A 1,943-nucleotide genomic window follows, 5' to 3' on the forward strand; every position below is an offset into this window, starting at 1 on the left:
ACTGGAGATACTGGGCCTACCGGTGCCACAGGTATTACCGGAGCCACTGGCTCTACCGGGGCAACTGGTATTACTGGACCAACGGGTCCTACTGGCGTCACGGGTAGCACTGGAGATACTGGGCCTACCGGCGCTACGGGTGTCACTGGAGATACCGGACCTACCGGGGCAACGGGTGTCACTGGAGATACCGGACCTACCGGGGCAACGGGTGTCACTGGAGATACTGGTCCGACCGGTGCCACAGGTATTACCGGAGCTACTGGTTCTACTGGCGCTACGGGTAGCACTGGAGCCACTGGCTCTACCGGGGCAACTGGTATTACTGGACCTACTGGTCCTACTGGCGTCACGGGTAGCACTGGAGTTACTGGTTCTACCGGGGCTACAGGTAGCACTGGACCAACGGGTCTTACTGGCGTCACGGGTAGCACTGGAGTTACTGGTCCTACTGGCGCTACGGGTAGCACTGGAGTTACTGGTCCTACTGGCGTCACGGGTAGCACTGGAGTTACTGGTCCGACCGGGGCGACGGGTGTCACTGGAGATACCGGACCTACCGGGGCAACGGGTGTCACTGGAGATACCGGGCCTACCGGTGCCACAGGTATTACCGGAGCTACTGGTTCTACCGGGGCTACAGGTAGCACTGGATCAACGGGTCCTACTGGCGTCACGGGTAGCACTGGAGTTACTGGCTCTACCGGGGCGACGGGTATTACTGGAGCTACCGGACCTACTGGCGCTACGGGTAGCACCGGAGCCACTGGCTCTACCGGGGCAACTGGTATTACTGGACCTACTGGTCCTACTGGCGCTACGGGTAGCACTGGAGTTACTGGTCCGACCGGCGCTACGGGTGTCACTGGAGATACTGGGCCTACCGGGGCTACAGGTAGCACTGGAGTTACTGGACCTACTGGTGCGACAGGTAGCACTGGACCAACGGGTCTTACTGGCGTCACGGGTAGCACTGGAGCCACTGGCTCTACCGGGGCAACTGGTATTACTGGACCTACTGGTTCTACTGGCGCTACGGGTAGCACTGGAGCCACTGGCTCTACCGGGGCAACTGGTATTACTGGACCTACTGGTCCTACTGGCGTCACGGGTAGCACTGGAGTTACTGGTTCTACCGGGGCTACAGGTAGCACTGGACCAACGGGTCTTACTGGCGCTACGGGTAGCACTGGAGTTACTGGTCCGACCGGGGCTACGGGTGTCACTGGAGATACCGGACCTACCGGGGCAACGGGTGTCACTGGAGATACCGGGCCTACCGGTGCCACAGGTATTACCGGAGCTACTGGTTCTACCGGGGCTACAGGTAGCACTGGATCAACGGGTCCTACTGGCGTAACGGGTAGCACTGGAGTTACTGGAGATACTGGGCCTACCGGTGCCACAGGTATTACCGGAGCCACTGGCTCTACCGGGGCAACTGGTATTACTGGACCTACTGGTCCTACTGGCGTCACGGGTAGCACTGGAGATACTGGGCCTACCGGCGCTACGGGTGTCACTGGAGATACTGGTCCGACCGGCGCGACAGGTGCGACAGGTAGCACTGGACCAACGGGTCCTACTGGCGTCACGGGTAGCACTGGAGTTACTGGTCCGACCGGGGCTACAGGTAGCACTGGACCAACGGGTCTTACTGGCGTCACGGGTAGCACTGGAGATACTGGGCCTACCGGGGCGACGGGTGTCACTGGAGATACCGGACCTACCGGGGCAACGGGTGTCACTGGAGATACTGGGCCTACCGGTGCCACAGGTATTACCGGAGCTACTGGTTCTACCGGGGCTACAGGTAGCACTGGACCAACGGGTCCTACTGGCGTCACGGGTAGCACTGGAGTTACTGGAGATACTGGGCCTACCGGTGCCACAGGTATTACCGGAGCCACTGGCTCTACCGGGGCAACTGGTATTACTGGACC

Annotated in this window: 1 protein-coding gene; it reads left to right on the plus strand. The window is 60.6% G+C overall.

Going from position 1 to position 1,943, the window contains the following annotated elements; all coding sequences use genetic code 11:
* The coding region (locus QSJ46_RS19545) for a beta strand repeat-containing protein (RefSeq protein ID WP_285605200.1) at positions 1-1,943 on the plus strand (1,943 nt) is incomplete at both ends.

Origin of the sequence: Bacillus sp. YKCMOAS1 (genome assembly GCF_030268125.1) — a bacterium.
Taxonomy (GTDB): Bacteria; Bacillota; Bacilli; order Bacillales; family Bacillaceae; genus Bacillus; species Bacillus safensis.